This window comes from Blautia sp. AM42-2, assembly GCF_003480245.1.
GTDB classification, from domain to species: domain Bacteria; phylum Bacillota; class Clostridia; order Lachnospirales; family Lachnospiraceae; genus Fusicatenibacter; species Fusicatenibacter saccharivorans.
In genome coordinates this window covers 98,200-124,741 of record NZ_QUIM01000010.1, presented here as the reverse complement: position 1 = coordinate 124,741, position 26,542 = coordinate 98,200, and the positions used below count along the sequence as shown (strand labels likewise).

At 46.3% G+C, this 26,542-nt stretch carries 22 protein-coding genes; 5 read left to right on the top strand and 17 right to left on the bottom strand.

What is annotated here, in order from left to right:
• Positions 1-669: 669 nt before the first annotated feature.
• The 11 genes from DW915_RS11825 to pheA form a co-directional block, all read right to left on the bottom strand.
• Positions 670-2,226 (bottom strand): ABC-F family ATP-binding cassette domain-containing protein, encoded by a 1,557-nt coding sequence (locus tag DW915_RS11825; protein WP_118666848.1) that lies wholly within the window; start codon positions 2,224-2,226, stop codon positions 670-672.
• 258 nt (positions 2,227-2,484) lie between these two features.
• Positions 2,485-3,276: an HAD-IIA family hydrolase gene (locus DW915_RS11820; protein ID WP_243033830.1), complete on the bottom strand. Its 792-nt coding sequence runs from the start codon at positions 3,274-3,276 to the stop codon at positions 2,485-2,487.
• A gap of 29 nt (positions 3,277-3,305) precedes the next feature.
• Positions 3,306-4,034 (bottom strand): glycerophosphodiester phosphodiesterase, encoded by a 729-nt coding sequence (locus DW915_RS11815; RefSeq protein ID WP_118742180.1) that lies wholly within the window; start codon positions 4,032-4,034, stop codon positions 3,306-3,308.
• A 321-nt stretch (positions 4,035-4,355) separates the two neighbouring features.
• Entirely contained in the window at positions 4,356-5,774 is a 1,419-nt protein-coding gene (locus tag DW915_RS11810) for an ABC transporter substrate-binding protein (protein WP_022462395.1), read from the bottom strand.
• Positions 5,775-5,826: 52 nt separating this feature from the next.
• Positions 5,827-6,639, bottom strand: a complete 813-nt coding sequence (locus DW915_RS11805; protein ID WP_442857844.1) for a carbohydrate ABC transporter permease — start codon at positions 6,637-6,639, stop codon at positions 5,827-5,829.
• A 101-nt stretch (positions 6,640-6,740) separates the two neighbouring features.
• A complete protein-coding gene (locus tag DW915_RS11800) occupies positions 6,741-7,568 on the bottom strand; it encodes a carbohydrate ABC transporter permease (protein ID WP_118697757.1) in 828 nt (275 codons plus the stop codon).
• 55 nt (positions 7,569-7,623) lie between these two features.
• The gene (locus DW915_RS11795; RefSeq protein ID WP_022462392.1) at positions 7,624-8,778 is read right to left on the bottom strand and encodes an ABC transporter ATP-binding protein; all 1,155 of its coding nucleotides are present in this window, start codon (positions 8,776-8,778) and stop codon (positions 7,624-7,626) included.
• Between the two features lie 394 nt (positions 8,779-9,172).
• The gene (locus tag DW915_RS11790; RefSeq protein WP_118742178.1) at positions 9,173-11,359 is read right to left on the bottom strand and encodes an RNA degradosome polyphosphate kinase; all 2,187 of its coding nucleotides are present in this window, start codon (positions 11,357-11,359) and stop codon (positions 9,173-9,175) included.
• Between the two features lie 16 nt (positions 11,360-11,375).
• Complete coding sequence (locus tag DW915_RS11785) at positions 11,376-12,917, bottom strand: Ppx/GppA phosphatase family protein (RefSeq protein ID WP_117510294.1); 1,542 nt, start codon at positions 12,915-12,917, stop codon at positions 11,376-11,378.
• An 83-nt stretch (positions 12,918-13,000) separates the two neighbouring features.
• Positions 13,001-14,329 carry an ATP-binding protein gene (locus DW915_RS11780; protein WP_055222098.1) on the bottom strand — a complete coding sequence of 443 codons (1,329 nt, stop codon included), beginning with the start codon at positions 14,327-14,329 and terminating at the stop codon, positions 13,001-13,003.
• A 77-nt stretch (positions 14,330-14,406) separates the two neighbouring features.
• A complete protein-coding gene (pheA, locus tag DW915_RS11775; protein ID WP_118742177.1) occupies positions 14,407-15,537 on the bottom strand; it encodes a prephenate dehydratase in 1,131 nt (376 codons plus the stop codon).
• A 413-nt stretch (positions 15,538-15,950) separates the two neighbouring features.
• On the opposite strand from pheA, the gene pyrB reads away from it, so the two are divergent.
• The gene (pyrB, locus tag DW915_RS11770; protein ID WP_022462762.1) at positions 15,951-16,871 is read left to right on the top strand and encodes an aspartate carbamoyltransferase; all 921 of its coding nucleotides are present in this window, start codon (positions 15,951-15,953) and stop codon (positions 16,869-16,871) included.
• Between the two features lie 19 nt (positions 16,872-16,890).
• Positions 16,891-17,328: an aspartate carbamoyltransferase regulatory subunit gene (locus tag DW915_RS11765; protein ID WP_022462761.1), complete on the top strand. Its 438-nt coding sequence runs from the start codon at positions 16,891-16,893 to the stop codon at positions 17,326-17,328.
• A 60-nt stretch (positions 17,329-17,388) separates the two neighbouring features.
• Here the strand turns inward: DW915_RS11765 and DW915_RS11760 are convergent, their stop codons facing one another.
• Positions 17,389-18,570, bottom strand: a complete 1,182-nt coding sequence (locus DW915_RS11760; RefSeq protein ID WP_118742176.1) for an MFS transporter — start codon at positions 18,568-18,570, stop codon at positions 17,389-17,391.
• Positions 18,571-18,765: 195 nt separating this feature from the next.
• On the opposite strand from DW915_RS11760, the gene DW915_RS11755 reads away from it, so the two are divergent.
• Both DW915_RS11755 and DW915_RS11750 read left to right on the top strand, forming a co-directional pair.
• Entirely contained in the window at positions 18,766-19,050 is a 285-nt protein-coding gene (locus DW915_RS11755) for an autorepressor SdpR family transcription factor (RefSeq protein ID WP_055222119.1), read from the top strand.
• The gene (locus DW915_RS11750; protein WP_055267355.1) at positions 19,034-19,666 is read left to right on the top strand and encodes an SdpI family protein; all 633 of its coding nucleotides are present in this window, start codon (positions 19,034-19,036) and stop codon (positions 19,664-19,666) included. Before DW915_RS11755 ends, DW915_RS11750 begins: the two co-directional genes overlap by 17 nt.
• Positions 19,667-19,845: 179 nt before the next feature.
• Here the strand turns inward: DW915_RS11750 and nadC are convergent, their stop codons facing one another.
• The 4 genes from nadC to DW915_RS11730 form a co-directional block, all read right to left on the bottom strand.
• Positions 19,846-20,706, bottom strand: coding sequence for a carboxylating nicotinate-nucleotide diphosphorylase (nadC, locus tag DW915_RS11745; protein WP_055228378.1), 861 nt, complete (start codon positions 20,704-20,706; stop codon positions 19,846-19,848).
• On the bottom strand, positions 20,672-22,048 hold the full coding sequence (locus DW915_RS11740) for an L-aspartate oxidase (protein ID WP_055228379.1): 1,377 nt from the start codon (positions 22,046-22,048) through the stop codon (positions 20,672-20,674). Before DW915_RS11740 ends, nadC begins: the two co-directional genes overlap by 35 nt.
• Positions 22,049-22,088: 40 nt before the next feature.
• Positions 22,089-22,997 carry a quinolinate synthase NadA gene (gene nadA / locus DW915_RS11735; RefSeq protein ID WP_118742175.1) on the bottom strand — a complete coding sequence of 303 codons (909 nt, stop codon included), beginning with the start codon at positions 22,995-22,997 and terminating at the stop codon, positions 22,089-22,091.
• Positions 22,998-23,376: 379 nt separating this feature from the next.
• On the bottom strand, positions 23,377-24,591 hold the full coding sequence (locus DW915_RS11730) for an AI-2E family transporter (protein ID WP_243033829.1): 1,215 nt from the start codon (positions 24,589-24,591) through the stop codon (positions 23,377-23,379).
• A 275-nt stretch (positions 24,592-24,866) separates the two neighbouring features.
• Here DW915_RS11730 and DW915_RS11725 point away from each other — a divergent pair, with 275 nt between their 5' ends.
• Positions 24,867-26,021: a DUF4317 domain-containing protein gene (locus DW915_RS11725; RefSeq protein ID WP_022462754.1), complete on the top strand. Its 1,155-nt coding sequence runs from the start codon at positions 24,867-24,869 to the stop codon at positions 26,019-26,021.
• Positions 26,022-26,115: 94 nt separating this feature from the next.
• Here DW915_RS11725 and DW915_RS11720 read toward each other — a convergent pair whose 3' ends face one another.
• Positions 26,116-26,538 carry a flavodoxin gene (locus DW915_RS11720; protein WP_022462753.1) on the bottom strand — a complete coding sequence of 141 codons (423 nt, stop codon included), beginning with the start codon at positions 26,536-26,538 and terminating at the stop codon, positions 26,116-26,118.
• Positions 26,539-26,542: the final 4 nt, after the last annotated feature.

Genomic DNA, 26,542 nt, shown 5'->3' with positions numbered 1-26,542 from the left:
ATTACTTATTCAGAACTTTCGAGGATGTGTTTCACTGTTTAATTATCAAGGATCTTTGCTGTTCCGACTCGGATCAGCTTGTTTATTTTATCACAGAACTTTTCGTTTGTCAAGAACTTTTTTTAATTTATTTTTTGAAGCTCTTTCGAACTTCTTTGCTGTTCTCTCGATCAGCAACTCGTTCATTTTATCAAACTCGTTTGCTTTTGTCAAGAACTTTTTTCAGGTTTTTTTGAAGCAGTTTTTCCAACCCGCGGCAGCCACCCGGCTCCGAACTAGATTTTTCTGTTTCAAAGAAACTCATTCGCATCAGCTCTCACTGACAGCTTAGTTATAATAACACCGCCCAAAGCAAAAGTCAACACCTTTTTTCGAATTTTCTTATTTTTAGAAAAATACATACAATTCTGTATATTCATTATTTTGTCTAATTACTTGTTAAATGCAAAAAATCAGCAGAAAACACTTTCTATGAAAGTCCGTTTTCTGCTGACTTTTCTTCTTAATATTAGTCAAGCGGATATTCGCAATCCGTTTCGCTACTTGCTCATAACCGAATAACTGCTTCGCAGCTTATCAGGAGTGACTTGTGCCACTCCTGATACAAACAAGCCCCAACCCACTGCTTATTGCTCCACGCAATGGAAGCAGGGGACTTGCTTGATTCGATTAAATCACTTTCGTCGTCCACTCCGAGCAGTCCCATACGCTGGTTGCCAGGCCATCATAAAATTCCGGCTCATGGCAGACCATAAGAACAGTTCCTTTGTACTCTTTCAGTGCGTTTTTTAACTCCTCTTTTGCGTCTACATCGAGATGGTTGGTCGGCTCATCGAGGACAAGAAGATTGGTTTCGCGATTGATCAGTTTACAGAGGCGAACTTTTGCCTGTTCTCCTCCTGAGAGCACACGCACCAGGCTTTCAATGTGCTGTGTGGTAAGACCGCATTTGGCAAGCGCTGCACGGACTTCATACTGAGTATAGGATGGAAATTCTTCCCAGATTTCCTGGATACAGCTGTTGGTATTGCCTTTTGGCATTTCCTGCTCGAAATATCCGATTTCCAGATAATCGCCAAGCTCCACGTCTCCGCCAAGGGACGGGATCAAACCGAGGATACTCTTTAAGAGTGTTGTTTTTCCAATTCCGTTGGCACCGGTGAGCACGATCTTTTCGCCACGCTCGATCGCAAATGTCAGCGGTCTGGAGAGCGGTTCTTCATAGCCGATCACAAGTTCTTTTGCAGTCACAACGAAGCGGCCCGAAGTGCGCGCAGTGCGGAAATGAAATTCCGGCTTCGGTTTTTCTTTTGCAAGCTCGATCACATCCATCTTATCCAGCTTCTTCTGCCGGGACATGGCCATGTTTCTGGTTGCCACACGGGCTTTGTTTCGTGCCACGAAATCCTTCAGCTCACTGATCTCCTGCTGCTGGCGGTTATAGGCAGCTTCCTTCTGCGCTTTTTTGACTGCATAAACCTCCTGGAAGTGGTCGTAATCACCAACATAACGATTCAGCTCTTTGTTTTCCATATGATAGATCAGATTGACAACACTGTTCAGGAATGGGATATCGTGAGAGATCAGAATGAAGGCATTTTCATACTCTTCAAGGTATCGTTTCAGCCAGGTGATATGTTCCACATCCAGGTAGTTGGTCGGCTCATCCAAAAGAAGGATGTCCGGTTTTTCCAAAAGTAATTTTGCCAGAAGTACCTTCGTTCTCTGTCCGCCGGAAAGCTCGGTAACATCGCGTTCGAGACCGATCTCTTCAAGACCAAGTGCGCGGCCAATCTCTTCGATTCTCGAATCCAGGATGTAGAAATCATGTGCATCCATCATTTCCTGGATCACGCCAAGTTCCTCCATCATCTGATTCAGCTCGTCCTCGGAGGCATCGCCCATGGAATCGCAGATCGTGTTCATCCGCTCTTCCATCTCGTACAGCCAGGAAAAAGCACTTTTTAACACATCACGGATCGTCATACCTTTTTCCAGAACGGTATGCTGGTCCAGATAGCCGACACGGACGTTTTTTGCCCACTCAACCTTTCCCTCATCCGGCATCAGCTTTCCGGTGATGATGTTCATAAAGGTTGATTTTCCCTCGCCATTTGCGCCTACCAGACCGATGTGTTCCCCCTTTAACAGGCGGAACGATACATCTTCAAAAATTGCACGGTCGCCGAAGCCGTGGGACAGATGTTCTACATTTAAAATACTCATGCATAAATTCTCCTTCTTCTGTTGTATTGGAATTCTCCGATCTCCTGATCGTTTTCTTTTTCATATTATAGTCTGAATCATTATATAGGGAAATTCCCTCTTTTGGCAAGCTTTTTCTATACCGTCCCAGGCTTTTATCCCGTATCCGGAAAGTATCCTTTTCCGCAACAAAAAAGAAGAACTCCTTCGGAAAAAGGTTCTCCTCTCAGAATTCTTCTTTCTGTTTTTTTGTTCCAAAACCATAACCGTTTCGGAATTTTAAGAACATTTCTTTTTTTGTCCGTACACCCACTCCGAATACATTTCTTTTACGGATGGATACACATACTCCACAAGATACTGCGAGTTCTGCATCTCTTCACGCGTAGATTCGCCGGAAAGCACAAGGGCTGCAGAAACGCCCGCCATGTTGGCGCACGCAATGTCCGTATAGAGACGGTCTCCTACAAGAACAGCCTCATCTCGGGTTCTGCCTGTCATATCAAGTGCCATCTCAATCATCCGTATGCCTGGTTTTCCGATATAAGTCGGCATGCGGTGGATCGCATGGCCGATCATCTCGCAGATGGAACCGCAATCCGGCACGTAGCCGAATTCAATCGGGCAAACATAGTCCGGATTCGTTGCAGCGTAATCCAGTTCCGGGCGCGCTGTCAACAGCCGACAGATATCTGTCAGTTTTTGATACGTCAATTCATTATCATAGCTTGCAAGCACACACGCAATTCCTTCTTTTTCCGGATCGCGGGTGGTACACACACCGAAGCTCTCCAATTCCCGGATCAGAGAGTCCGTTCCCAGCACATAGACGGGACGGGATCCATATTTCTGTTTCAGGTAATGAGCTGTCGCAACGGATGCTGTCAGAAAGTTCCCGCTTGTTGTCGGAATGCCCAGCTTTGCAAATTTTTTCCGGTAATCTGCTACGCTCATCGTCGTATTATTTGTGATAAACACATAATCTCCACCGTACTCGGACAGTCCGTTTAAAAACCGGTCTGCTCCCGGAATCAGACGGTTCCCCACGCAGATGGTTCCGTCGATATCCAAAAGGAACAGCTTTTTTTCTCCAATCGGTATCACTTCGCGTTGCGGCAGGAAACGGCCACATCCGGATAATTGGTGATGACTGCGTCAACACCGGCATCCATCAGGCGTTCGATCTCCGCCTTATCATTGACCGTCCACACATGCACTGCAAGATCACTTTCCACATACTGCGGAAGAAAGTCTGCCATCTGCACATGAAAGGTTGCCGGATGAAGAGCTCCTGTTCCGATTTTTTTCGCATAATTCACGACATCGTAAATAACATCTGCGTAGAGGATGCCGGTGCTGGCTTTCGGATCCAGTTCCAGAATTTTTGCAATGCTGTAATGGTTAAAGGAAGAATAAATCACGCGATCTTCCATCTCCATCTCTTTTGTCAGCTCGAGTACCTTTTTTTCCAGGTCTTTATACCAGAAAATACCGGTTTTCAGCTCGACATTGATCGTCATTCCCGTTGGCTTTAATGCTTCATATACTTCGCGAAGCGTCGGAATTTTTACATCCTGATACTCTGGATGTGTCTTATTAAAGTTCAGGGTCTTTAATTCCGCAAGTGTATAATCTTTGACAAATCCGCTTCCGTCACTGACCCGGTCGATTTCTTCATCGTGGACAACAACCATCTCGCCATCTTTCGTCAGCTGTACATCCAGCTCCACACCGTCAGCTCCATGCTCTGCCGCAAGAAGAAACGCTTCCAGTGTATTTTCCGGCGCATATGCACTGGCTCCTCTGTGTGCCCATACTTTTGTTTTCATCTCGTATCTGTCCTCCATTTTCCGTTCCCATTTCCAAATCTGCACTCTTTTCTATCTTTTGTCCCGGCTGCAGCTTTTTTTCTTTTATCGTAAACCCTGAAAATAATTAAAAAAAGCGGTACTGACTCTTTTGCATTATTTGGAGGCTTACTATAAATCCGGAAACACGCCGGATTTTTGTCTCCGACGCATTTCCAGTCATATCTGAAAAATCATTTCCGTAACTCGGATCTTCCCCTTCATAGAAACCGTTCAAACACGCTTTGGGAACTCGTTTTTCTTCACTATAGGACGAAATCTTATTTTTGTAAAGCCTGTCTCTTATTCATTTACCAGATTATAATCCTCGATGGAGCTGTTAATCTGGGAAGCCATCGATTCTACTGCTTTCTCCGGGGTCTCATTTCCGTTGATCATATTCTCGATTTCTGTTTCCACAATCTGTCTTGCCTCCGGGAATACAGAGAGAAGTGCGCCGGCATACTGCGGCTTGGAATCGTGCAGCTGATCAATCGCGGTCTGGAACTGCGGATACTGTGCTACATTATCTTTGAAGGTCTGCTCCTCATCGGCGGCTGTTGTAACTGGGAAGTAACCAGTCTCGGCATTCCAGTATGCCTGAGATTCCGGGGAAATCAGGAATTTGATAAATTTCCAGGTAGCAGCTGCTTTCACATCGTCGTTATTGTTCAATGCCCAAAGAGAAGCTCCTCCAATGGAAACACCGCCCTCATCGCCGTCCTTGATTGTCGGGAAATATGCAGTTCCAACCTCGAAGCTTCCGTTGACATCCTGCAAAATCTGCTTCAGAGATGCGGTAGAGCCAAGGGTGATCGCTGCTTTTCCGGAAGTAAAGTCTGTCGTTGCGGTATCACTTCCGGCACGGCCTACGTTTGGTGCAACGTCGGCATCATTCAGGGCTTTCCACTCATTTAAGATGTTGAGCGCTCCGCCGTTGGAATCAAATTCAACCGCAGTAGCAGCAGCATCACGGCCATTTCCATTATCCGCATAGGAAAGTCCCTGTTTGCAGAGCCACTGTTCGAAATACCATCCATAGATGGAGAGTGCCAGCGGTTCACCGGCTCCGCCCTTTGTTTTCAGATCATCACCGATGGCAAGAATTCCTTCCAGGCTTGTAGGAACCTCGGTGATCCCTGCTTTTTCAAACATATCTTTGTTGTAATACAGAATCGGTGTGGACGAATTGAATGGCATCGAGTACAGCTCATTGTTTACCGTATAATAAGCAGCGATATTCGGCTCGATCTGGGAAATATCATAGCCATCTGCATTAATCAGCTCCTGCATCGGAATGACCCAGCCGGAATCAATCATAAAGCGTGTTCCGATATCATAAATCTGTACCAGGTCTGCTCCCATATTTCCGATCTGTGCACTTTTCAGTTTGTTAATCGTATCATCATATTCTCCCTGATAAACCGCCTCAACGGTAATGCCATCGGTATTCTCTTCATTGAATTTATTGACAAGATAATCCATCGCTTCGCCATTGACACCTCCCATGGAATGCCAGAAGGTAATCGTGGTTCCCTTCGTATCCTGGTTTAAGTCCGGTGCTTCTGCTCCATCCGCCGTACTTCCTGCCTCAGTGCTGGCTGTGGTTTCATCTGTTGTCGCACTCTGTGCCTCACTCGTTGTTTTTCCGCCTCCGCATCCGGTAAGCGCCATAGCTGCCATAGAAGCCGCAAGAATTGATGCAATCACTTTTTTCTTCATTTTTTTTTCCTCGTTTTCATACAGTTTTCTATTCTTTTTTCTGTCACAGGAATCAGCCCTTGACTGCTCCCGAAAACATTCCTTTGATTAAGGCCTTCTGGCCCACGATAAAGATGGAAATGGATGGAATGATAATCATTACTACGCCCGCCAGCATCAGGGTAATCGACTGTGCGTCGACGCTGTTCAGCATACTGATACCAATCTGTACGGTACGCTTGCTGTCCGAACCTGTAACCAGCAGCGGCCACATGTACATATTCCATGCATTGATAAAGGTGTAAACCGCCATTGCTCCCATTGCTGACTTTGTCAGCGGCATCAGGATTTTTACGATAAACCGCAGATTACCGCAGCCGTCCAGCTTCGCCGATTCATAAAGCGAAATCGGAAAGGTCATGTAGAACTGGCGGAACAGGAAAATTCCCATTGCAGAGGTAAGAGAAGGCAGGATCAGAACAATATAGGTATCGAGCAGTCCGAGACTTCCTACTGTCAGATAATTGGAAATAATGGTTGCCTCACCCGGCACCATCATGGTCGCCATGACCAGCATAAACAGAACATTTTTTCCTTTGAAGTTCAGGAAAGAGAAGGCAAATGCCGCAAGAGAACACGTTACAATCTGACCCAGTGTAATGCTGCCCGCAACCAAAAATGAATTCAGGACAAAGCGTACCAACGGGATTTTATGAAATGCTTCCACAAAATTTTCCAGTGTCGGATGTTTGGGAACGATATTCATCGCCATTGTGTATAACTCGCCGGACGGCATAAATGCTACGCTGATGGTATAAAGCAGCGGAAACAGCATAAACAGGCAGACAATCAGGTTCATGATAACCAACGCTGTTTTCTGAATCATTTTCTTTCTTTTTGCTTTTGCATTCATTGCCAGATGCAGTGCCTGCAGCTCCTCTGCAGAATAAGTTTTGGGTCTGGCAATCGTAGTTGCTATCGTAGACATCAGTATTTTACTCCTCTCTTTTCCACGCGGAACATAACCAGGGTAAGCGCCATGACAATCAGAAACAAAACAACGGACTGTGCAGCTGCGCTTCCAAACCGGTAATTAAAAAACGCATCACGGTAAATCGAATATACAATCAGGTTAGTGGATTCTCCCGGTCCTCCCTGTGTCAGGATTTTCACCTGTCCGAATGACTGGAATGCCTGAATAATGTTAACAACCAGTGTGTAAAACATGATTGGAGAAAGTCCCGGCAGTGTCAGCTTAAAAAATTTCTGTACTGCATTCGCGCCATCCACAGAAGCACGCTCATAAATCGAATCGTCGATGTTTCCAAGTCCCGCTGAAAAGTACAGGAAATTGATGCCACTGTTCAGCCATGCCGTGAGGACAGCCACACAGATCAGCGCATATTTCGGATCGCTGACCCAATTAATGCTCACATGCAGCAGTTTGTTTACGATACCGATCGTGGGATTTAAGATAATCTTGAAAATCATGGCACCTGAGCTCGATGCTACTGCCATTGGGAGTGCATAGGAAGTACTGAATACCCGGATTCCCGGAAAAGCCTTGCTGCAAAGAACTGCTCCCAGAAGGCCAAGCGCCATACTTCCGACTACAACAATCGCCACAAATTCCAGCGTAACCCAGAGGCTGTTGTAAAAGGATGGATTCGATAATAAGCTTTTATAGTTGTCCAGTCCCACATACAATTTCGCTTCTCCAAGCTTGTTTGTCTTATACAGGCTCAGATAAATGGTCTTAATAAACGGATAAAACAGAAAGATGCTAAAGATCACCATACTCGGGATCAGATACATATAAACTTCTGCTTTTTTACACTTTTCGATTACTTTTTTCACTTCTTGCTCCTTCTTATGCTGTTGCACGTTCTTCTTTTTCAACCGGCAGAGATAAAATATTTTCTTCTGTAAACGGATCAAAGATCTGTGCTTTCTCCATATCTGCATACAATGTAATGCTTTCCTTTACAGCAACCGGTGCCTCGGAAGGCACTCTTGCTGTAATCAGATTTCTTCCGGTATTCATATGCAGATACGCTTCTGCACCTATCATCTCCCGCAGGTCAACAAATGCCTTCAACTGATTCTCTTCATAACAGATCTGATGTGCGGAAGCGGTTATTTCGTCCTGTAAATCCTCCGGTCGCAGGCCCAGGATCATCATTTTTCCGAGATAAGCACGGCGAAGCACCATTTCATTCTCTCCTCTGACACGAAGGGTAATTCCTCCGTCTGCCTCCAGATAAACCGCTCCGTTTCTTTCCATCACCATCGTTTCCATAAAATTCATACTCGGAGCTCCGATAAAACCAGCCACAAATTTGTTTGCCGGATGGCGGTAAATCCGCTCCGGTGTATCCGCCTGCTGCACAACACCGTCTTTCATAACAATAATTTTTGTACCAAGCGTCATCGCCTCCGTCTGATCATGGGTAACATAAATCACCGTCGTTTTCAGTTCCTTATGTAATTTTGCCAGCTCCACCCGCATCTGTGCCCGCAGCTTCGCATCCAGATTTGAAAGCGGCTCATCCATTAAAAATGCTTTCGGCCGTCTCATAATTGCGCTTCCAATCGCAACTCTTTGTTTCTGACCACCGGAAAGTGCTGCCGGTCTCCGGTCAAGTAAATGCTCAATTCCAAGCATTTTAGCTGCCTCATGTACCTTTTTATCAACTTCATCCTTGGGCTGTTTCCGGATTTTCAGAGAAAACGCCATATTTTCATATACCGTCATATTCGGGTAAAGCGCGTAGTTCTGAAATACCATCGAAAGATCGCGATCCTTTGCTTCTACATAATTACAAAGCTGTCCATCAATCCAGAGCTCCCCGCTCGTAATCTCCTCAAGACCGGCAATCATCCGAAGCGTCGTCGATTTTCCGCAGCCGGAAGGTCCAACAAAAATCACAAACTCCCGATCCGGTATTTCAAGCGAAAAATCCTGAACCGCATAATGTTCCTTATCATAAGATTTACAGACATTCTTCAACACAATATTTGACATTCGTTTTTCTTCCTCCTCGTCTTGTCGAGATTCATTATACCTTTCCTTCCGTAAAGCCCACTACCACCGCTTTGTAAAATACCCGTTAATAAAATAACCGGCTACTTTACAAAAATCTTTTACATTTTCTCTCATCTCCGTCTCCATCCCCTTCTTTTCCAGCCATTTTTCCAGATCACTCTTTGTAAAATCCCCGAAAATCACCCGCAAAACCAATTTTCAAAACGAGTTCTGAATAGCCATTCTTTTTCCCAATACCAGACAGATTATTTTTGACACAAAAAAAACGCCGCAACTCTCAAAGCTGCAGCGCTTTCTCATCATAACATACCATATTCTTCTTTCATGTCAACGCAGTGGGCGCTCCCGCGCCCACATCCGTGTCCGTCCAAACCTATTCCACCGGTTCCGCCGGCACAAACACCCTGCTGTTTTCCTGTTCTTTTGGTTTTTCCGCTCTTTCCGTTGCCTCCCTGCAGAAATACTCCTGTGAATTCACCAGCATCTTTCCGCGCTTATCCGGCTTTGTATACGTTCCGTCTGCCTGTAAAATACTGGCTTTCACATTATCCTTCATCTGGATATCAAGAATATGCATTACTTCTTTCTTGATCTGCTCATCCTCAACCGGGAACACAATCTCCACCCGTTTTTCCAGATTTCGCGGCATCCAGTCCGCGCTTCCCATAAACACCTCTTCATTTCCACCACTGTAGAAGTAGAAAATCCGCGCATGTTCCAGGAAATTGCCGACAATCGAGCGAACGGTAATATTCTCGCTGACACCCGGGATTCCAACCTTCAGGCAACAGATTCCCCGGATAATCAGGTCAATCTTTACTCCGGCTGCCGAAGCACTGTAAAGCGCCGCAATAATATCGCGGTCGCATAACGAGTTCATCTTCGCAATAATATGCGCTTTCTGTCCCTTCTTTGCGTGCTCCTCTTCCATCGCAATCAGATGCAGGAACCGGTCCTTCATCCAGAGCGGTGCAACAATCAGTTTGTTCCAGCGATCCGGCTCCGAATAGCCTGAGAGCATATTAAATACCGCTGTTGCATCCTCACCGATCTTTGCATTGCACGTCAACAGACCACAGTCGGTATACAGCTTTGCCGTAGAATCGTTATAGTTTCCCGTGCCAAGATGTACATATCTGCGAATACCTGTCTCCTCACGCCGAACCACCAGTGTAATCTTACTGTGTGTTTTCAGTCCCAGAAGACCATAAATTACATGGCATCCCGCTTTCTCCAGCATCTTTGCCCAGACAATATTGTTTTCTTCGTCGAACCGTGCCTTTAATTCCACCAGTACGGAAACCTGTTTGCCATTTTCCGCCGCCTGAGCCAGTGCTGCAATAATCGGAGAATTGCCGCTCACACGGTACAGTGTCTGTTTGATCGCCAGTACATCCGGATCCTTTGCTGCCTGTTGTACAAATTGCACGACCGGATCAAACGTCATATAAGGATGATGCAGCAGGATGTCGCCTTTTCGGATGTTTGTAAAAATGTCATCCTCATTCATCAGCGCCGGAACTGCCGCCGGAATATATTTCGGAATTTTATACTCATCAAAGCCGTCGAGCCCATACATTTTCATTAAAAACGTCAAATCGAGCGGTCCCGGAATCCGGAACAGGTCGTCTTCATCGATGTCAAACTCTTTTTCCAGCATCTTCAGGAGCCGCTTATCCATCTTATCTTCCACTTCCAGACGGATCACTTCGCCCCACTGACGTTTTTTAAGCTGCTTCTGGATCTCTTTTAACAGGTCCGAAGCCTCATCCTCATCGATCGAAAGATCTGCATTTCGCATAACACGGTACGGATGCGCGCAGACCACATCGTAGCTTAAGAACAGCTTTCCAATGTTCCGCTCGATGATCTCCTCCAGAAGAATCACATACCGCTGTCCCGTCTTTTCATCCTGCGGAAGCAGAATAAAACGCGGCAGTACCGAAGGAACCTGAACCGTCGCAAATTCCAGTTCTTTCTCCTTTTCCTTCTCCTTGCCTTTCTTCTCTTTCTTATCCTCCGCACGGCTCAGAAGCGAATCCTCTTTCTTCTGCACCAGTGCACCGATATTCAATGTTTTGTTCCGGATCAACGGGAACGGGCGGGCCGAATCCATGGCCATCGGGGTCAGAACCGGGTAAATGTTTTCCTCAAAATAGGAATCCACATACTCCGCCTGCTCCTTCGTCAGCTTCTCGTGCTCACTGATAATCGTAAGGCCAACGTGCTCCAGAGACGGAACCGCCGAGCGATTGTACGTATTGTACTGCAGCTGCACCAGCTCATGCGTCCGTTTGCTGATCTCGGTAAGCTGCTCCTTCGCATCCATGCCGGACAGATCCTTTTTCGTATAGTTTGCATGCACCTGGTCTTTTAGTGAAGCCACACGGACCATATAAAACTCATCCAGATTGGAGGAGGTAATGCTGATAAATTTCAGACGTTCAAACAGCGGAATACTCTTATCCCGCGCCTCGTTTAAAACACGCTCGTCGAAGCTGATCCAGCTCAATTCCCGGTTTCGAAAATATTCCGGTTTCTTATATGGTGCAATATCCATCTTTCTTCGCCTCCTTTTACATCTGCCGTTTCAGTTTGATGACCGGCTGTATGCTGAATACCTCATTGAAGAAATCTAATTTTTCCTGGCACAAACCTTGCTCAAGGGTAAAATCGCGGTTGACCGTGAGCGAAAGCTGCAGCTCGCGCTCCTTTAATGTGGCGCGGATCGCCTGAATCTTCTGCAAATGACTCCGGTCGAGCGCATTCGCCAGACGGACGATTGCGGTCAGTTCGGATACTGTCAGATACTGCTCGGCACTCAAGGACGATTCCATCACCAGCTCATCGTAGGACGGGAGCGTAACCGTGTTGTATCTTGCAATCAATGCCACCATCTCACGCTCAATGTGCGACAATCCGATGATTTCATTTGACATGATAATATTATAGGAAGAATCCGCCACATTATTGAAACTGATGTATTTTCCAACGTCATGCAGCATCACTGCCATCTGGAGAAGCAGCCGTTCGCGCTCTTTCATACCGTGCATCTTTTTCGTCGCATCAAACATGGCAAGCGCTGTCATCTCCAGGTTCTGGACATGCGGACGGTTCACTGCGTACCGTTTTCCGATATTTTTTGCCGCCATCAGAATATCATTTTCGAAATTATGACCGCCTTTCAGCAGTTTCATCTGCTCCGCATACTCGTATGCAATACCACGTGTCATATGCACGCCCGGAATCCAGATATGCTCCGCACCCATCATATCAATCAGACATTTATAAATCACAGCAGACGGATACATCAGTGAAGCGTTTTCCAGCGGAATACCAAGTTTTACGGCGAGCTCCATCGGTGACTGGCGGATAATTTTCTCATACCAGGTATTAAAGTTTTCGCGGGAAATGATTTTTGTCGTTTTTTCTTCAATGTTCTGATAAACACTGTCGGTGAAAACATCGCCGATCAGCATAATGTTTTCAATTTTGCGGTCTTTCAGATACATCTTTTTAAAGCTTGATACTTCGTTCCAGATCAGCTCCTCGACCATCTCTTCGTAATGTTCCGTCTCACTCTGAATTCCGGCAAGACGCTCGCGGATGCGAAGACTTCCCATGCGGATGTTCTGTGTTGTGACAAGTGCATCCTTGTCGAACAGGGAAATCTGAAAACTGCCACCGTCAAGATCGAGAATCGCAGTTCCCTTTTCAATGATCTTGTTAAAATTGTCCTCCATCGCCGCGAGCGCTTTATAGCTAAGAAAACGCTGCTCCGAGTTGGAGAGAACAGTGACAGAAAGACCGGTCAGCTGATGAATTTTTCCAAGGACATAGAGACTGTTCGACGCCTCACTGATCGCACTGGATGCCGTTGCACGGTAATCGTCCACGCGATAGCCTTCCATAATCCGCACAAAATCTGCGAGTACACGGCACAGCTCTTCTTCCATTTCCGGGCGAATTTTTCCCAGCGTGTACGTATCTTTTCCAAGCTCCATCCGGTGGCAGATCTTATCCACGCTCCGGATCCCCTGCTTTTTGGAGATCTCGAAAATCTCCAGAATGACGTCGTAGCTGCCGATATCAATGGCAGCAAATGTGGAATACTGCATATATGCTTTTCCTCCTTCTTTTTCAAAGGATATCCCAAAAAGCCCGCTCCCAATACCAAGCGGACTTTTTGACCTTTTTCTTTTTACTGTTTTCCGAGCAGATAATCGATAAACTGCTGTGCGGTACGGCCGGACAGACCGCCGTGGGACAGTTCCCATTTGTTCGCTTCTGCCAAAAGCTCTTCCTCACGCAGCGTCACGCCGTATCGTTCGGCCAGTGTGGAAACAATCTTCTGGAATTCTTTCTTATCCGGTGCACCAAAATAGATGCTGACGCCGAAACGGTATACCAAGGATAGTTTCTCCTGTACGGTGTCGGAAGTATGCATATCCTGTCTTGTTCCTTCTTTATCACTGTAATCCTCTTTAATCAGATGGCGACGATTGGAGGTTGCATAAATAAGAATATTGTCCGGACGTTTTTCCAGGCCTCCCTCAATGACAGCTTTCAGGTATTTGTACTCAATCTCAAACTCTTCAAAGGAAAGGTCATCCATGTAAATAATGAATTTATAATTTCTGTTTTTGATCTGTGCAATCAGCTCATTCAAATCCTGAAACTGATGCTTGTAAACCTCGATCATTCGGAGTCCCTGATCGTAATATTCATTCAGGATGCCCTTGATGCTGGAGGATTTTCCGGTTCCGGCATCACCAAAAAGCAGACAGTTGTTTGCTTTCTTGCCCTCGACAAACGCTTTCGTGTTGTCGATCAGCTTCTGCTTTGGAATTTCGTAGCCGACAAGATCAGAAAGGCGCACATCCGGAATGTTGGTAATCGGGATAATCTCAACGTTCTCTCCTGTATGCGCAATACGAAATGCCTTGTGAAGTCCCAGTTTTCCCACTCCGAAATCTTTGTAAAACTGAACCATATCAGCCATAAATTCATCTGCGGATGCAGCCTTTGCCAGACGGATGGCCAGCTCACAGATACGATCCCGGACTTCTTTGTTGAACAGTTTATTCGGACTGTCCGTGTTCTCATAGGAACTGATGACAGAGGCATCGCCGGACTCAAAAATTTCATCAAAAACACAGATATCAAAATCAAACAGTTCTTTGAAACGGACAAAGTCGTGTTTTGCCATCTGGTTGATGCTTCCCTCTACTTTTCCGACAATCTCGCACGAGGTAGAGAATGCATTTTCTTTGTTTACCAACAGATACGTCAGATAATCATGCCAGAGATTTCCGGAGAAGCCGTAGCGGTTTGCCATCTCGACAAGGCGGTTCAGTGCCTCGTAAAACTGCGGCTCATATGCGCTCATATTCTCACGGAACCGGCGGTCCTTCAGGGAAATCTGAGCATTGACCAGTTTTTTGTAGGTCTCCACCAGTATCGTCATATCGCGCAGTACCTCTCCCTCTGCGAAATCGCGGTAGAGGATACATTCTTCTATTCTAATCATCTTTTTGTCTCTTCCTTCCTGTCATTTTTCATTTTATTTATGCGAAAAGGCCGCTTGGTACGGCCCTCTCTTCTGGATTAATAATTTCCGAAAATCCGGAATTTCGCGGATTCTGCCTGCAATCCGCGCAGTGCGTTTTTGACTGCCGGATCGCTTAAGTTCCCCTCGAAATCCACGAAGAAACGGTACTCCCATTTCCGCTGCGGAATCGGGCGGGACTCGATTTTGGTCATGTTCAGATCGTTGTAAATAAAATGTGCCAGTGCATTGTAAAGAGAACCGCTTTGATGCGGCAGTTCCATGCATACGCTGATTTTCTGTGCATCCTTTACAAAGCGTTTCTGACCGGAAATAATAACAAAGCGTGTCGTATTGCCCCGGGCGTCAAAAATGCCTTCTTTTAAGATCTGCAGTCCGAAGTGTTCTGCTGCATATGGGCTTCCGACGGCTGCCATCGTCAAATCCCCGCTCTCAGATACTTCTTTTGCAGCGGCGGCCGTATTCAGTCGTTCCTCTGTTTTCCAGTTTTCATTGGAATCGAGAAAACGGCGGCACTGGGCCAGTGCCTGCGGGTGGGAAATCACGGTACGGATGTCCTCAACTTTCGCACCCGGCAGTGCCATCAGCACATGCTCGACCGGCAGCTCCTGCTCGCCGACGATGTAGTGCGGGTATTCCACGAGAAGATCGTAAATGTCGGATACGATGCCTGCGGTGGAGTTCTCGATCGGAAGCACAGCGTAATCAGCCTCGCCCTTTGTGATCGCCTCCATCGCCTCTTTCCAGGTGTCTACGTGGAAACTGGTGATCGTATCATCGAAAAATTCTTTCATGGCACCGAAGCTATAGGCGCCCTCCACACCCTGGAAGACAACTCTTCTGCCGTGCGTCGGGAGGTGGTCAACCTGTGTGTAATCGGTCATCTCCTCGCCGCCGTTCTCGGTCAGCAGCTGATACTGGCGCTTCCGGCTGATCGACATGATCTGCTGGAACAGCTCCTGGATGCCTTTTGTATTGAATGCATTTGTTCCCTCGCCTGTCAGCTTTTCCAGCTTCTGGCGCTCACGTTCCGCATCAAAAACGGCTTTTCCTGTCTCTATCTTGTACTGCGCAACCTCCGCCGTCAGCGCCATCCGGTGCTGGAACAGGCGGACGATCTCGTCATCGGTGGCATCGATCTCGTCGCGGATTTTTCCTAAGTCTAGCATATCTGGTCCTCCTGATACTCTGCATTTGTTGCAGATATCAATATTTTACTCCATCTCCGTTTAATTTACAAGAAAAGATCTTCCGAAATTCGGCTTTTGTACAATCTTTTTCCTTTTTGACTGCTATTTCACTTTATTTTTTCACATTTCATATTACTCTGCTTTTCGACCTTTTTCCTGCCATTTTTTATCTTGCATTTATCCTGTTTTTGTGTTAAGGTGGAACACAGAAAAAATAAGTTACTGTTCACTCAGCAGGGAAACACCTGCTGTTTCGCTGCGTAAGAAAGTGATTCAGGCGTGAGCAACCCTCCTTTTGCGAAGCAAAACTTTAAATGAGGGCTGCGAATGTTACCGTTCGCAGGGAAACTGTGAACGGTAACAAAAATAAGGATCTTCATAGGAGGTAATATATGCGACACTTAATGAGTCCCCTTGATTTCTCGGTCGAAGAACTGGATCAGTTAATGGATCTGGCGAACGATATTGAAAAGAACCCGGAGAAATATGCACATGCCTGCGATGGCAAAAGACTTGCTACTTTATTTTATGAACCAAGCACACGCACCCGTCTCAGCTTTGAGGCTGCCATGATGAATCTTGGCGGTACTGTTCTTGGTTTTTCTTCTGCCAATTCTTCTTCCGCTTCCAAAGGTGAAAGCGTAGCCGACACCATCCGCGTGGTATCCTGCTTTGCAAACATTTGTGCCATGCGTCATCCGAAAGAAGGCGCTCCGCTCGTTGCATCGATGTACTCCCGCATTCCTGTCATCAACGCAGGTGACGGCGGACACCAGCATCCGACGCAGACTCTTACCGATCTTCTTACCATCCGTTCTTTAAAAGGCCGCCTGAACAATCTTACCATCGGCTTCTGCGGCGATCTTAAATTCGGCAGAACGGTTCATTCCCTGATTGAAGCGCTGGTTCGTTATACCGGCATTAAAATTGTATTAATCTCCCCGGAGGAGCTTCGTCTCCCGGATTACATCCGTGATGATGTGCTGCGCGCAAACAATGTTCCGTTTGAGGAAGTTATTAAAATGGAAGATGTTCTCCCGAAGCTGGATGTCCTTTATATGACCCGTGTCCAGAAGGAACGTTTCTTCAACGAGGATGATTACATCCGCATGAAGGATTTCTATATTCTGGATCAGTCCAAAATGGATCTTGCTTCTCCGGAAATGCTGGTTCTGCATCCGCTGCCGCGTGTCAATGAGATCTCCGTCGACGTGGATAATGACCCGCGCGCTGCTTACTTTAAACAGGTTCAGTACGGTGTTTATGCACGTATGGCCCTGATTCTGACGCTGCTGAACATCAAAGTCGATTAAGAAAGGAGCATCTTTCGCTATGCTGAACGTAGGACGTATTGAAGAGGGCTTCGTGCTCGACCATATTAAAGCAGGAAAGGCTATGACCATTTACCATGATCTGGGACTGGACAAGCTGGACTGTACCGTAGCCATTATTAAAAATGCCAAAAGTGAAAAAATGGGAAAAAAGGACATTTTGAAAGTTGAGTGTTCGGTTGATAAGATGGATCTTGACATCTTAGGCTTTATCGATCACAATATCACTGTCAATGTCATTAAAGACGGCGAGATTACGGAGAAAAAAGAACTTCATCTGCCGAAACAGGTGGTTGATGTGATTAAATGTAAAAACCCGCGCTGTATCACCTCTATTGAGCAGGGATTAAAACATGTCTTTATCCTGGCTGACCCGGAAAAAGAGGTTTACCGTTGCAAATACTGTGACGAGAAGTATACAGGAAACAGAAATAAATAAGTTCTGTACGGCAAAGCGCCCTGAACCACGTTCGGTTTCGGGCGCTTTCTTTTATCTTTCCTATGCAGTTTTTGCTTCCTTCGAACCCAGGCACACAATCAGCCAGCCGATGAAGGCCGCCAGGGATGCACAAATCAACATCGCGCCAACTCCTGCTGCGTCAATGAGCCAGCCGCCAAACAGGGAGCTCATCACATTTCCTACGGTGATGGTCAGCGCCATATATGCCTGTCCTTTAATCGAATCCTGCGGCTCCATGATGCCGTCCACGTAATAGACGCAGGCGACGTTGATCAGCGCCCAGCCGAACATCTGGAACGGCTGAGCAGCGTAATACGTCGGAATATTAAAGGCCAGGAAGGTTCCCATGCTTTTCAGGGCAAAAAACAGGCCGGAAAGGCGGAACCAGAAAACACTGCTCTTCTTTTTCAGCAGATAGCCGAACAGAAACATCGTCGGCAGCTCGGAAACCGCAGAGATGGTCATTGCATTTCCCATCTCACCGCTGCCGCCTCCTTTTGCCATTGCAATCTGATAATTGAAGCTGTTGATCAGGTTATGCGACGTAAAGATCAGAATACAGCCAAGCAGTACTACCGCGAAGGACGGATACCGTTTCAAAAAATCGACAGGACCTGCTGCGCCTGTCTTTTCTTTTTCTGCTTCTGCTTTTTTCCTGTCCTTTTTAAACGGAAAGCAAAATACGCAGATGAGAAAAAGAATGGTCAGTGCGACAGCCCAGATCGGAATGACATCTGCCCCAAACGATGCGGTCAGTCGGCCGAGCAACCATGATGCAATCGCATACGCAACAGAACCCATGCCGCGCCCGATTCCGTAATCAAGTTTCTCTCCCTGGCGGATTGTCTCCATACCAAGGGAATTTACAAACGGAATCATCAGCATCAACATCGTAATGCTTGCGCCGTACAGCAATGCCCTTACCATTATTGAGCTGCTTCTGGCCGTTGCTGCAAGGAAAATGACGAGAACAAGCTGAACCAGGTTCGCTCCAAGGAGCATTGTTCGTACAGACGGGCTTTCCGGCCGATCTGCGTAGGATGCCAACGCAGGCTGCAGAACCGCTGACAGGATACAGCCAACTGCCGTCAGAAGGCCGATTTGTGTGTTTGTGAAGCCTTTTTCAAGAAGATAGACGCTGGCATACCCCATCAGTGCCGATAATCCCATCCAGTAGCAGCCCTGAATCGTGCCATAGCGCACGGACAGGTGTTTTTTCATGTTTTTTGTCCCCCTTTTTCTACAGCTTTTCCCTTATCGTAGCGTATTCCGCTGAAAATAGCAACTCAAAATCAATCACAAAACTATTTAGAATTTTTTCGAAATGCTTATTGACTTTTCGCTTTCCCTGTGATAAAAAGTATTTAGATGAATTTCTAATTAATTTGCATTCATACTGCCGGAAAGGAGGTTTCCATGGCATTCGCAGAAACGTTTAAAGCTCTCTCCGATCCTGTCCGGCGAAGGATTCTGGAGCTTCTGAAAAACGAAAGACTTTCTGCCGGGGAGATCGGATCGCACTTTGATATGACAGGTGCAACCATCTCCTACCATCTCGGTATTCTGAAAAAAGCAGACCTTGTGCTGGAATCCCGGGAGAAAAATTTTATTTATTATGAACTCAACACTTCCGTCCTGGAAGAAATCATGCTCTGGATTTCAGAGCTCAAAGGAGGCACTTCTGATGTGGAAAAAATATAAAACAACACTGATTCTGACAACACTCATTTCTCTTTTTCCGATGGTGATCGGACTTCTGCTCTGGAATCGCATGCCGGACACCATTGCCACCCATTTTGGCACAAACAATGTTCCAAACGGCTGGAGCAGCAAAACGATGGCAGTGATCGGTATTCCTCTGTTTCTTGCCGCTCTGCAGATTTTTACCGCTGTTCTCACTTTTTCTGATCCGAAGCGGCAGAACATCGGCCCGAAGATGATCCGTCTTGTTCTGTGGATCATACCTGTAACCTCCCTGATAATCTGCTGCTCCATCTACGCAAACGCAGTCGGCATCGCAGTTGATATCGGTTTTGTTAGCAATGGGATTGTCGGCCTTCTCTTTATTCTCATCGGCAATTACATGCCAAAATGCAAACAGAACTACACAACCGGCATCAAGGTTCCATGGACCCTTCACAGTCAGGAAAACTGGAACCGCACTCACCGCCTCGCCGGCTGGGTTTGGATCATCGGCGGCGTTGCCATGATCGTAAACAGCTTTCTGCAGCTTGAATGGATTTTATTTCTCACGATCGCAGCGCTGGTTTTGATTCCGATCGGATATTCCTTTCTCCTGTTTCAGAAAGGAATCTAAACCCGGAGGTTTTTTTACAAGAAACTTCAACGAAACTTCCTAGTCAAAGCGGATATTCGCAATCCGCTTCGCTACTTGCTTGATTCGATTAAAAAAAGCTTCTGTTCTTTCCCCTTCGCCGGGAACAGAAGCTTTTTTGTTTTTTGATTTTTGTATCTGCAAGGAAATGATTCTGGTTTTTATACTTGTTCTATCGGATGCAGATTTTTCAATGATACATCGAGGATCGGTGCAGAATGGGTCAGCGCACCGCTGGAAACATAGTCCACGCCGGCATCAAGGATCATGGCAATATTTTCTTTTGTCACATTTCCGGAGCACTCGGTTTTTGCTCTGCCGTTGATAACGGCTACCGCCTCTTTCATCTGCGCCGGAGTCATGTTGTCGAGCATGATAATATCGGCGCCTGCATCTGCTGCTTCACGAACCATATCGAGAGTTTCGCACTCAACTTCTATCTTGCGTACAAACGGAGCATAATCGCGTGCCATCTCGATCGCTTTTGTGACACTGCCTGCGGCTCCAATATGATTGTCCTTTAATAAAACGCCATCGGACAGATTGTAGCGGTGATTCTGGCCGCCGCCGATTTTGACTGCATACTTTTCAAAAATACGCATATTCGGGGTTGTTTTTCTGGTGTCGAGAAGGGTTGTTTTGGAACCTTCGAGCAGCTTCGCAACGCTTCTCGTATACGTTGCGATTCCGCTCATCCGCTGCAGATAATTGAGCGCGGTTCTTTCACCGGACAGCAGAACGCGGATATCACCGTTTACCGTTGCCAGCAGATCGCCTTTTTTGACTTCATCGCCGTCTTTCACATACGGAATCATCTCGGTTTGCTCATCGAGCAAGGTAAATACTCTTGCAAAAACTTCCATGCCGGCAATAACGCCGTCCTGTTTACAGAGCAGCTGTACCGTTCCCTGGCATGCTTTTGGCATCACGGCGTTTGTCGTTACATCCTCGCTGGAAATGTCCTCCTGCAGTGCAAGCAGCAGCAGATTATCCACATTTAGTGTTCTTGTGATTGGATTCATATTCGTCTTCCTTTCTGATTGCATCCCAGATGCTCTCTTTGCAGCGTTCTGCATATTCTTCCATATTCTGGTAATCTTCTTTTCTAATATCGTACCGTTTTTCCAGGATCTTCCACTCGTCTTCGTCCGGCTCCCCCGCCGTTTCTCTGCGGCCTGCGTTCTCTGTAAGACCATCTGCGACCAATTCGGCAGCAATCTTCTTTGCCGCGCGCTCTGCAAATACCAGGCTCTCCAGCAGAGAATTGCTAGCCAGACGGTTTGCACCGTGCACGCCATTACAGCTCGTCTCACCTGCTGCATACAGATGATCCATCGTCGTTTCGCTATTGCTGTCTACCTTGACGCCGCCCATAAAGTAATGCTGTGCCGGTACAACCGGAATCGGTTCTTTCGTGATATCGTATCCCTCTTCCAGGCATTTCTGGTAAATATTCGGGAACCGTTCTTTTACATCGAGCGGAATCGTTTTCAGGGAAAGCCATACGTGCTTCGTGTGGTCCTTTTCCATCTGGCGGTGGATCTCACGGGATACCACGTCACGCGGCTGCAGTTCATCGGTGAAACGCTCGCCATTTTTATCGAGCAGTACAGCGCCCTCTCCGCGGACAGATTCGGAAATCAGGAAACGGCGGCCTTTCTTTTTGGAATACAGCGTTGTTGGGTGAATCTGTACGTAATTGACATTTTTCAGCGCTACGTTCCTGTGAATTGCAATTGCAAGTGCATCTCCTGTCAGATGCGGGAAGTTCGTAGAATTGTCATAAATTCCGCCGATGCCGCCGCACGCCCAGATCACATCCCTGGCATAAACCGGAACCAGCTTTCCTTCTTCATCCCGGATCAGAACACCCTCGCAGCCATTTTTGCCGGAAAGAATATCACACATTTCCGTGTGCGCAAGAAGCGTCACGTTCGGCAGCTTTTTTACCTGCGCGAGAAGCTTGCTCGTAATCTCCTTTCCGGTTACATCATCGTGGAACAGGATGCGGTTGGTAGAATGTGCGCCTTCTTTCGTATAGCAGAGTTCTCCGTTCTCATCGCGACGGAAATCCACACCCCAGGCGATGAGCTGATTGATAACATTTCGGGAAGAACGGATCATAATGTCGACGGATTCCGGCGTATTTTCGTAGTGCCCGGCATGCATCGTATCTTCATAGAACGCATCGTAATCGCTCTCGTTTTTCAGAACACAAATACCGCCCTGTGCGAGGAAGGAGTCGCTGTCCTCGGTATCTGCTTTTGTTATCATCAGAATATCGGCTTCCTGGGGCAGATGAAGTGCCGCAAAGCATCCTGCCACACCGCATCCTACAATCACTGCATCATAATACTTTTTCATTTCGTTTCCTCTTTTCCGCTTCTGCGTTCTGCTTATTTTGTTACTTTGCAAGCTCGAGCATTCTTAACAGCGGCGCATGTGCGTCTGAAATTTCCTGTTCGCTTAACAGAACTTCATTCTCCTCGTTTTCCAGTGCTTCTATTAATTTGTCCAATGTTACTTTTTTCATATTTGGGCAGATCTGCGTATTTCCCACTGCATAAAACTTCTTATCCGGGCAGCGCTTTTTCAGCTCCGCGAAAACACCAAGCTCGGTTGCAACGAGAAACTCGGTATCTTTACTTGCCTCGGCATATCTGATGATGCCTGCGGTGCTTCCGACATAATCGGCAAGTGCAACGACTTCACTTCTGCACTCCGGGTGAACGAGAAGCTTTGCCTGCGGGCGCGCTTCCTTTGCAGCCTTTGCAGCTTCCGGGCGGATGGCAGCATGTACGTGGCAGAAACCGTCATTTAAGATAATATGTTTCTCCGGCACCTGCTCAGCCACATAGGTACCAAGATGCTCATCAGGGATAAAGAAGATGTCGTGGTTCGGCAGTTCTTTTACAATTTTTACTGCGTTGGAGGAGGTGACACAGACGTCGGAATGACTTTTTAATTCCGCGGTGGAATTGACATAGCATACGACAGCCACATCCGGGTACTCTTGCCGGACTTCCTTGATTTTTTCAATCGCTGCCATGTGAGCCATCGGGCAGTCGGCATGCAGATCTGGGAGCAGTACTTTTTTGCCCGGGTTTAAGATTTTGGCGCTCTCGCCCATGAAACGAACGCCGCAGAGAACGATGACACTGGCGTCCACTTTCGTCGCCATGTCGCTTAAGTAATACGAATCTCCGATGTAATCGGCAATTTCCTGCACCTCATCCGGCACGTAATAGTGTGCCATGATAACGGCATTTTTTTCTTTCTTTAATGTTTCCAGCTTTTCTCTTCTGGTATCCATTGGTTTTGTTTCCTTCCTATTTTTACTATCACGATTCAGAACCCTGAATCGTGATATTTTTTTAACACTTTAGCGCTTAGTATACCACAACTTTTGTCATGTGACAAGACAGTTGTAATATCCATTGTCCATTTTTTTCCTGCCTTTTCCCTTCCCCGTGCTCTATAATAGAAAGTACTTGTCTAAGACATGAAAATCTGTGACGCAGTAATTCACGTTCTGCTGCGCTGAATTTTTGCATTATTTTCCGAGATTGCTATAAAAACACCCGTAAATTTGACGGTTGAATAATTATCTACAAAAAAAACGGCCACAATACCCATATTTACTGGGTTTGTAACCGTTTTATCACCATACAGCTGTCAAAGACGGGATTCTATCATTTCACCTCTGATATGTCACTATTTACCATCTCTTCCGCCGTATCTTCTTCTATTTCTGTCTTTGTCACCTGTTTGATATGCTTTTTTTTCAGATGCAGATATACGAATTCCCGAAAAATAGTATAGAACACGGAAAGCAATGGAATGAAAACAAGCATACCTATAATTCCCATAAGGTTTCCGCCGATCGTAACTGCTGCAAGAACCCAAATCGATGGAAGCCCTACAGACTCACCCACAACATGAGGATAGATCAGATTTCCCTCGATCTGCTGCAGCACCAGAAATACTATAATAAATAAAATTGCCTGTTTCGGATTTACCATAAAGATCAAAAAGCTTCCCACTGCACACCCGATGAAGGCTCCGAAAATCGGGATCAATGCCGTAAACGCAATTAAAACTCCGATCAAAAGTGCATATGGCATCCTCAAAATGCTCAATATCACAACAAACATACAGCCAAGGATCACGGCTTCCAGACACTGACCTGTAAGAAAATTTGCAAATGTCTGATAAGTCAGAGAGCAGACTTTAAGAAAAGCATCTGCTTTTTCCTTTGGAAGAAAAGCGAAAAATACTTTTCGAATCTGCACCTGCAGCGTTTCCTTCTGAAAAAGGACATAGCAGGCAAAGGAAAATGCAACAAAAAAGGCTGCCAATCCACTAACTATGGAACCCACTGCTGACATTGTGATATTCATCATATTTCCTGCACCATTTCCAAGTAGGCTTATCCCCCACTTGATCGCCTGATCCGGATTAAACTGTACCTGATCTACAAGCTTCATGATTTCCTGGTTATTATGGGAAAACTCCCGGATCCAGCTTTGCATCTGCGGAATAAAATCAGCGATACTCATCATCAGGGTTCCTATTGTCCGCGTAAGCTGCGGAATCACACCAAACATCACCAGTACAATCACGCCAACCGCAAATACGATCGTGAGGAACAGGCTTATTGGTCTTGCCAGTTTTTCGACTATCTTATTTTCTTTTTTTGCCCTTCCAAAAATTTTCTTTTCCAAAAAGCTCATTGGCACGTTGGTCACAAATGCGATCGCTCCGCCAAGTACAAATGGAAATACGATCCCCCATATTGCTTTCAACACATCGAGTACCACATTAAACTTCCACAGTGCGACCACAAGAAATGCTGTAAACACAATAAGTTCCCGGATTTTTTTTACAGATTTTTTACTTATATCCACTATCATTCTCCTCTTTTTCTTAATTTCATGCGTATCCATTTAAGCAGCTGAATAATCGGAAAACTTGCAAACGCAAATTTTCAAACTTAAATTACTCCCCTTTATTAGACCTAATCGTATAACAGAATCGGTAGCTCTGTCAAGATTTTTGAAATTATATTTAAAGTGTAAAAAGATATAGTCGCCATTTTCTTTCTTGCCTTTTCCCTTCCCTATAGTCTATAATAGAAAGTACTTGTCTAAGATACGAAATTGCTGATAAAGGAGCATTCTATATGAACAAAAAGGAAATTGCTGAAATTAAAAAACTGTTTACCCCATCCCACTGTGCGATCACGCGAATCTGCGGATGCTATGTGGATGCGGAAAAGAATATTAAGACAAAATTAAAAGAAGCGTTTCTCTCTCTCGAAGAGGAAGAAATGTTTAAGTATTTTAAGATTTTTAAAAGCACCCTCTCCGGTACCATCGGAAAGAATCTGCTGAATATGGAGTTCCCGCTCTCCCAGGAAAGTGAGGGCGGCACACAGGAGTTTCTCTTAAAACTCCGCAACAGTGAGCTGAAGGACGAAGCGCTGATTGATGAATTTTATGAAAAGGTGATGGCGGATTATCTCTATCCGGAAAACTACTATATTATTCTGATTCATGGTGCCTACGATGTACCGGGACGCGCTTCGGATAATCTGGATATGGACGATGCTTCCGATTACGTCTATGAATTTATCCTCTGCAGCATCTGCCCGGTAAAACTCGACAAACCGGGTCTCTGCTACAATGTGTCCCACAATACGATTGAAAACCGCGTGCAGGACTGGGTGGTCGGCGCACCGGAAAACGGTTTTCTCTTCCCGGCCTTCACAGACCGCAACACGGATATCCACAATCTGCTGTATTTCACGAAAAACGCAGAGATGGATCAGCCGGACTTTCTCGACCACTTCCTGGGCTGTCAGGCGCCGCTTTCCGCGAAATCTCAGAAAGAAACGTTTCAGTCTATTATAGAAGAAACTCTCGATTCCGCCTGTGATTTTTCTACTGTTATGACCATTCAGGAGAACTTAAATACCATGATTGAAGAGCGGAAAGACGATCCGGAACCGGTGGTGCTCGATAAACACGAGGTAAAACGTCTGCTCGCCAGCAGCGGCGTACCGAATGAACAGCTTGACGAGTTCGACGAGAAGTACGAATCCATTGCGGATGAGAAAGCAAGCTTCGTTGCTTCGAACGTGGCCAGTACACGGAACTACGAGATCCGCACCCCGGATGTTATCATCAAAGTCAGCCCGGAAAAGGCCCAGCTCATCGAAACCCGTACGATCGACGGAACACCGTATATTCTGATCGAGGCAGCCGATGAAGTGGAAATCAACGGAATTCTTTTAAAACCGTCACGGCCATCCGATGCGGATGATACCGAATTTTAACAGCCAAATGACAGCGAGTCTTTCTCCCTGTCCGAAAAGAAAACGGCAGTCCCAGACAAAAGGGCTGCCGCTTTTTCTTCCTTTTTATTTATGCTTAGCAGAGTGCTTTCCCAAGTGCAATGCATGCTGCCTCAGCTTCATCATCTGGCGCGTCTGCGCAGATCACGCTGTCGCATACCAGCTCGGCGCCATCATTTTTGCAGCTTTCTTCCCAGGTGCGCATCCACTCGCCGTCTCCCCATCCATAGGAACCGAACAGAGCGATTTTCTTTCCGGAGAGTTTGGATTCACATGCGGAGAACATTGGCTCGAACTCGGTATCTTCCAGCTCTTCTGCCCCCATAGCCGGGCATCCGAAAGCGATTGCATCGTATGCATCTACATCATCCGCAGAGAAATCTGCGCAAGTCAGAACAGAAACTTCTGCGCCTGCCTCCTTTGCTCCCTCTGCTACTTTCTGTGCCATCATTTCTGTGTTGCCGGTTCCACTCCAATAAACTACTGCTACTTTGCTCATGTTT

Coding starts and splice junctions, on each gene's coding strand:
- DW915_RS11790 (WP_118742178.1), bottom strand. CDS start 11,359: ATGGATATTGCACCATATAAGAAACCGGAATATTTTCGAAACCGGGAA.
- DW915_RS11755 (WP_055222119.1), top strand. CDS start 18,766: ATGGCATTCGCAGAAACGTTTAAAGCTCTCTCCGATCCTGTCCGGCGA.
- DW915_RS11795 (WP_022462392.1), bottom strand. CDS start 8,778: ATGTCAAATATTGTGTTGAAGAATGTCTGTAAATCTTATGATAAGGAA.
- DW915_RS11810 (WP_022462395.1), bottom strand. CDS start 5,774: ATGAAGAAAAAAGTGATTGCATCAATTCTTGCGGCTTCTATGGCAGCT.
- DW915_RS11765 (WP_022462761.1), top strand. CDS start 16,891: ATGCTGAACGTAGGACGTATTGAAGAGGGCTTCGTGCTCGACCATATT.
- DW915_RS11720 (WP_022462753.1), bottom strand. CDS start 26,538: ATGAGCAAAGTAGCAGTAGTTTATTGGAGTGGAACCGGCAACACAGAA.
- DW915_RS11800 (WP_118697757.1), bottom strand. CDS start 7,568: ATGTATCTGATCCCGAGTATGGTGATCTTTAGCATCTTTCTGTTTTAT.
- pheA (WP_118742177.1), bottom strand. CDS start 15,537: ATGCTAGACTTAGGAAAAATCCGCGACGAGATCGATGCCACCGATGAC.
- DW915_RS11780 (WP_055222098.1), bottom strand. CDS start 14,329: ATGATTAGAATAGAAGAATGTATCCTCTACCGCGATTTCGCAGAGGGA.
- DW915_RS11785 (WP_117510294.1), bottom strand. CDS start 12,917: ATGCAGTATTCCACATTTGCTGCCATTGATATCGGCAGCTACGACGTC.
- nadA (WP_118742175.1), bottom strand. CDS start 22,997: ATGGATACCAGAAGAGAAAAGCTGGAAACATTAAAGAAAGAAAAAAAT.
- DW915_RS11825 (WP_118666848.1), bottom strand. CDS start 2,226: ATGAGTATTTTAAATGTAGAACATCTGTCCCACGGCTTCGGCGACCGT.
- DW915_RS11740 (WP_055228379.1), bottom strand. CDS start 22,048: ATGAAAAAGTATTATGATGCAGTGATTGTAGGATGCGGTGTGGCAGGA.
- DW915_RS11805 (WP_442857844.1), bottom strand. CDS start 6,639: ATGATTCAGAAAACAGCGTTGGTTATCATGAACCTGATTGTCTGCCTG.
- DW915_RS11815 (WP_118742180.1), bottom strand. CDS start 4,034: ATGAAAACAAAAGTATGGGCACACAGAGGAGCCAGTGCATATGCGCCG.
- DW915_RS11760 (WP_118742176.1), bottom strand. CDS start 18,570: ATGAAAAAACACCTGTCCGTGCGCTATGGCACGATTCAGGGCTGCTAC.
- DW915_RS11750 (WP_055267355.1), top strand. CDS start 19,034: ATGTGGAAAAAATATAAAACAACACTGATTCTGACAACACTCATTTCT.
- nadC (WP_055228378.1), bottom strand. CDS start 20,706: ATGAATCCAATCACAAGAACACTAAATGTGGATAATCTGCTGCTGCTT.
- pyrB (WP_022462762.1), top strand. CDS start 15,951: ATGCGACACTTAATGAGTCCCCTTGATTTCTCGGTCGAAGAACTGGAT.
- DW915_RS11725 (WP_022462754.1), top strand. CDS start 24,867: ATGAACAAAAAGGAAATTGCTGAAATTAAAAAACTGTTTACCCCATCC.